We start from the raw sequence: 4511 nt of genomic DNA, 5'->3' as shown, positions 1-4511 counted from the left end.
GCCAGTTGACGCGCGACGAGGCCATCGCGCACGCGCAGGCCATCGTGCAGGCGGTCGACGTGCCGGTGTCGGCCGACCTGGAGAACGGGTTCGGTGCCACACCGCAGGACGCCGCCGAGACGATCCGCCGAGCCGGCGCGATCGGCCTGGCCGGCGGCTCGATCGAGGATGCGAGCGGCGACGAGGCGAAGCCGCTGTACGACATCGGCCACGCGACCGAGCGCATCGCCGCCGCGGTCGAAGCGGCGCGCGCCGTGCCGGGCGGTTTCGTGCTGACCGCCCGGTCGGAGAACTTCCTGCGCGGCAACCCCGACCTCGACGACACGATCCGCCGGCTGCAGGCCTTCGAGCGCGCCGGTGCCGACGTGCTGTTCGCGCCCGGCCTGCCCGACCTCGACGCGGTGCGCACCGTGTGCAGTGCGCTGACGAAGCCGCTGAACTTCATGGTCGGCATCAAGGGCAAGTCGTTCAGCGTCGCCGAGCTCGAAGCGGCCGGCGTGCGCCGCATCAGCCTCGCGACCTCGCTGTACCGCGCCGCGATGCGCGGGCTGCTGGATGCCGCGACCGAAGTGCGCGAGCAGGGCACCTTCGACTACCTGAACCGCCTGTGAGGACCTGAACGATGACCACGCACGACTACCACGCCGAGGTGCACTGGACGCGCGCCGGCCAGCCCTTCACCGACAACCGCTACAGCCGCCGCCAYGACTGGCACTTCGACGGCGGCGCGACCGTGCCGGGTTCGTCGTCGCCGCATTCGGTGCGCGTGCCGCTGTCGGACCCGAGCGCCGTCGATCCCGAGGAAGCCTTCGTCGCGGCCCTCAGCAGCTGCCACATGCTGTGGTTCCTCAGCCTCGCCGCGAAGGCGGGTTGGGTGATTGACGACTACCGCGATGCGGCGGTCGGCATCATGGAACTGAATGCGCAGCGGCAGATGGCGGTCACCGTCGTCACGCTGCGGCCGGCCGTGCGCTACGGCGGCGAGCGCCGGCCCGATGCCGCCGAGCAGGCGCGGCTGCACCACGAGGCGCATGCCAACTGCTTCATCGCGAACTCGGTGAAGTCCGACGTGCGGTGCGAGCCGGTCACGATCGACTGAAGGAGCCTCATGTACGCCCCCCGTCATTTCGAGGAATCCCGCCCGGAGGTGCTGCACGAGCTGGTGCGCACGCACCCGCTCGGGCTGCTGGTCACGCAGGATGCGGGCGGCGAGCTGTCGGCGAACCCGGTGCCCTTCCTGCTGGAGCACGATGCGGCCGGCCACGCGGTGCTGCGCGCCCACGTCGCGCGCGCCAACCCGGTCTGGCAGGCCGCGCGGCGCGATGTCGATGCGCTGGTCGTGTTCCAGGGGCCGCAGGCCTACATCTCGCCGGGCTGGTACGCGACGAAGGCGGAGCACGGCAAGGTGGTGCCGACCTGGAACTACGTGATGGTGCAGGCGCGCGGCAAGCTGCAGGTGCATGAAGACGCGCCGTGGCTGCTGTCGCTGGTGACGCGGCTGACGCAGCGGCACGAGGCCGCGCTGCCGCGGCCCTGGGCGGTGGCCGATGCACCGGCCGACTTCATCGACGGCATGCTGCGCGCGATCGTCGGCATCGAGATCCCGCTGCAGTCGCTGGTGGGCAAGTGGAAGGTCAGCCAGAACCGCTCGACCGCCGATCGCGAGGGCGTCGCAGCGGGGTTGCTCGATCAAGGCGATCCAGGCGGCCCCGGATCGGCCGGTGCGTCGGTCAATATGTCCAGGCTGGTGCAACCCGGCGGCTGAAGACACGGGGGGATACTCGCGTTGCGCCGCCGCCTCGTCTGCCACGCGCACCGCACGATGAAAGCCCTCCTCGCCCTGATCCTGCTGACCGCCGTCTTCAGCGCACGCGCCGCGCCGCCGGTGCCCGACACGATCGCGCAGCGCCTGCAGGCCTGCACCGRCTGCCACGGCAAGGAAGGCCGCGCCGCGCGCGACGGCTACTACCCGCGCATCGCCGGCAAGCCGGCCGACTACCTCTACCACCAGCTGCAGGGCTTTCGCGACGGCCGCCGCCAGTACGCGCTGATGACCGGCCTGCTCGACCCGCTGAGCGACGCCTACCTGCGCGAGATCGCCGCGTACTTCTCGTCGCTCGACCTGCCGTACTCGCCACCGGCGCCCGGGCCCGCGCTGCCGGCCGAGGTGGCACGCCGCGGCGAGGCGCTCACGCGCCACGGCGATGCCGCGCGCAAGCTGCCGGCCTGCACGCAATGCCACGGCGCCACGCTGACCGGCGTCGCCCCGGCGATCCCCGGCCTGCTCGGGCTGCCGCGCGACTACCTGGTCGCGCAGCTCGGCGCCTGGCGCACCAGCACGCGCCGCGCGCTGGCGCCCGACTGCATGGCACAGGTGGCGCAGGCGCTGACGGCCGACGAGGTCGGCGCGATCGCGCAGTGGCTGGCGGTGCAGCCGGTGCCCGAACCGGCGCACCCGGCGGCGACGCTGCCCGCCGCGTTGCCGATCACCTGCGGCGGCGTTCCTGACGTGACGAAGGCGGCGCCATGAAGCGCGCGCTGATCGTGATCGGGCTGCTGCTCGTCGCCGGGGTGGTGCTGGTGCTGGCTCTCAACTTCCGCGACGAGTCGCCGCTGGCCGCCGATGCCGCGCCCTTCACCCCGCAGCAGGTGGCACGCGGCGAGTACCTGGCCCGCGCCGGCAACTGCGCCGGCTGCCACACCGAGCGCGGCGGCGTGCCGTATGCCGGCGGCCGCGGCATCCCGACGCCGTTCGGCACGGTGTTCGCACCCAACCTCACGCCGCACCCGCAGCACGGCCTGGGCGCTTGGACATCGGCGCTGTTCTGGCGCGCGATGCACAACGGCCGCTCGGCCGACGGCCGGCTGCTGTACCCGGCCTTTCCGTACACCGAGCTGACCCACGTCACGCGCGAGGATTCGGATGCGCTGTTCGCGTACCTGCGCAGCCTGCCGCCCACCGACAAGCCGAACCGGTCGCATGCGCTCGGGTTTCCGTACGACACGCAGGCGGCGCTGGCCGTGTGGCGCGCCGCGTTCTTCCGGCCCGGTTCGATGCCGCACGACGGCTCGCGCTCGCCCGACTGGAACCGCGGCGCCTACCTCGTCGAGGGGCTGGGCCACTGCAACGCCTGCCATTCGAGGCGCAACGCGCTCGGCGCGAGCTCGGGCATCGCGCTCGACGGCGGGCTGATCCCGATCCAGAACTGGTATGCGCCGTCGCTCAGCGATGCGCGCGAGGCCGGCGTGGGCGACTGGGAACTGCCGAAGATCGTTGCGCTGCTGCGCAGCGGCGTCGCCGATGCGTCGCGCGGCGGCAGCGTCACCGGGCCGATGGCCGAGGTCGTGACCGGCAGCCTGCAGCACCTGAGCGCCGACGACCTGCTCGCGATGGCGACCTACCTGAAGGCCCTGTCGCAGCCCGAGGTGAAGCGCCAGCCCGCCCCGGCGGCGGTGATGGCGCAAGGCGGCCAGCTGTACAAGCAGCACTGCATCGACTGCCATGGCGAGCACGGGGAAGGCGCGCCGCCGGCCTATCCGCCGCTGGCCGGCAACCGCGCGGTGACGATGGATTCGCCGGCGAACCTGGTGCACATCGTGCTGGAGGGCGGCTTCGCGCCGTCGACGCCGGCGAACCCGCGGCCCTACGGCATGCCGCCGTTCGCGACCGTGCTCAGCGATGCCGAGCTGGCCAGCGTGCTGAGCTACGTGCGCGGCTCATGGGGCAACTGGGGAACGGAAGTCTCGCCGCTCGATGTCGCGCGGCTCAGGAAATGAGGGCGCTGACCTGAACCGCGGCCAGCAGGCCCAGCCCGAGCGCCAGCAGCCAGCCCTTGACCTCGCCGCGCCGCTGCAACGGCTTCAGGCGGTGCGGCCGACTCAGCATCGCGAGCACGACCGATGCGCAGCCCGACAGCACGAACAGCACCGCCATCGCGAGGCTCAGCCCGCTGTCGCCGCGCTGCTCGGCCATGCGCATCACGATGACGCCCATCAGCGCCCCGGCACCCATCGCCATCAGCGAATCGCGCGAGCTGGCAACGGAGGAAGGGGACGGACCGGTCGACTGCGGCATGAGAGGCTCACTGGAAGAAGACGCCATTGTCGACAGGCCACCATGACGGCAGTCCACGCAATACGTGGCGAATCCCACGCCAGTCCCCAACTTCGCACTCGCGATTGACGCTCCTTGCGGCCGCGGATAGGCTGCAGACCGCGAACGATTTCACGAATCCAGGGGGAGCCATCACATGCCTTGCCGCCGCTGCCGTCCTCTCGCCGTCGCCTTGGGGCCGCTGATGTTGCCGCTGCTCGCCGCCACCGGTGCGCAAGCCGCCGATGCGACCGACTACCTGAACCAGAAGCTGTGGGTGCAGATCGGCGCGTTCCGCCCGTCGATCAGCTCGCACATCCAGGTCGACCGCTCGAACAGCGGCGCCACCGGCACCGACCTGCACCTCGAGGACGAGCTGGGCCTGCCCGAGCACAAGACGCTGGGCACGCTGCTGGTC

7 protein-coding genes are annotated in these 4511 nt (G+C 71.9%); 6 read left to right on the top strand and 1 reads right to left on the bottom strand.

The window, feature by feature from the left end:
• From AC1D01_RS22195 to AC1D01_RS22175, 5 genes are all read left to right on the top strand, one after another.
• A partial coding sequence (locus AC1D01_RS22195; protein WP_477870118.1) for an isocitrate lyase/PEP mutase family protein occupies positions 1–611 on the top strand: 611 nt, incomplete at its 5' end.
• Between the two features lie 11 nt (positions 612–622).
• Positions 623–1099 (top strand): OsmC family protein, encoded by a 477-nt coding sequence (locus tag AC1D01_RS22190; RefSeq protein WP_477870116.1) that lies wholly within the window; start codon positions 623–625, stop codon positions 1097–1099.
• A gap of 9 nt (positions 1100–1108) precedes the next feature.
• On the top strand, positions 1109–1765 hold the full coding sequence (locus AC1D01_RS22185) for an FMN-binding negative transcriptional regulator (RefSeq protein ID WP_477870114.1): 657 nt from the start codon (positions 1109–1111) through the stop codon (positions 1763–1765).
• Positions 1766–1822: 57 nt separating this feature from the next.
• Positions 1823–2530 carry a c-type cytochrome gene (locus tag AC1D01_RS22180; RefSeq protein ID WP_477870112.1) on the top strand — a complete coding sequence of 236 codons (708 nt, stop codon included), beginning with the start codon at positions 1823–1825 and terminating at the stop codon, positions 2528–2530.
• A complete protein-coding gene (locus AC1D01_RS22175; protein ID WP_477870110.1) occupies positions 2527–3777 on the top strand; it encodes a c-type cytochrome in 1251 nt (416 codons plus the stop codon). The genes AC1D01_RS22180 and AC1D01_RS22175 overlap by 4 nt, the downstream gene beginning before the upstream one ends.
• Here the strand turns inward: AC1D01_RS22175 and AC1D01_RS22170 are convergent.
• Positions 3767–4075, bottom strand: coding sequence for a hypothetical protein (locus AC1D01_RS22170; RefSeq protein ID WP_477870108.1), 309 nt, complete (start codon positions 4073–4075; stop codon positions 3767–3769). The two genes, AC1D01_RS22175 and AC1D01_RS22170, sit on opposite strands and share 11 nt — an antisense overlap.
• A 223-nt stretch (positions 4076–4298) precedes the next feature.
• Between AC1D01_RS22170 and AC1D01_RS22165 the strand changes: the two genes are divergently transcribed.
• Positions 4299–4511, top strand: a 213-nt coding sequence (locus AC1D01_RS22165) for a hypothetical protein (RefSeq protein WP_477870106.1), incomplete at its 3' end; no start/stop codon positions are given.

The sequence above is a fragment of the Rhizobacter sp. P3_B12 genome, assembly GCF_056402895.1.
The sequence above is the reverse complement of the archived record's forward strand: the minus strand, read 5'-3'. Positions and strand labels throughout refer to the sequence as shown.

Excerpts from the sequence above, each read along its gene's own strand:
- AC1D01_RS22170 (WP_477870108.1), bottom strand. The coding sequence starts at position 4,075 with ATGCCGCAGTCGACCGGTCCGTCCCCTTCCTCCGTTGCCAGCTCGCGC.
- AC1D01_RS22185 (WP_477870114.1), top strand. The coding sequence starts at position 1,109 with ATGTACGCCCCCCGTCATTTCGAGGAATCCCGCCCGGAGGTGCTGCAC.
- AC1D01_RS22175 (WP_477870110.1), top strand. The coding sequence starts at position 2,527 with ATGAAGCGCGCGCTGATCGTGATCGGGCTGCTGCTCGTCGCCGGGGTG.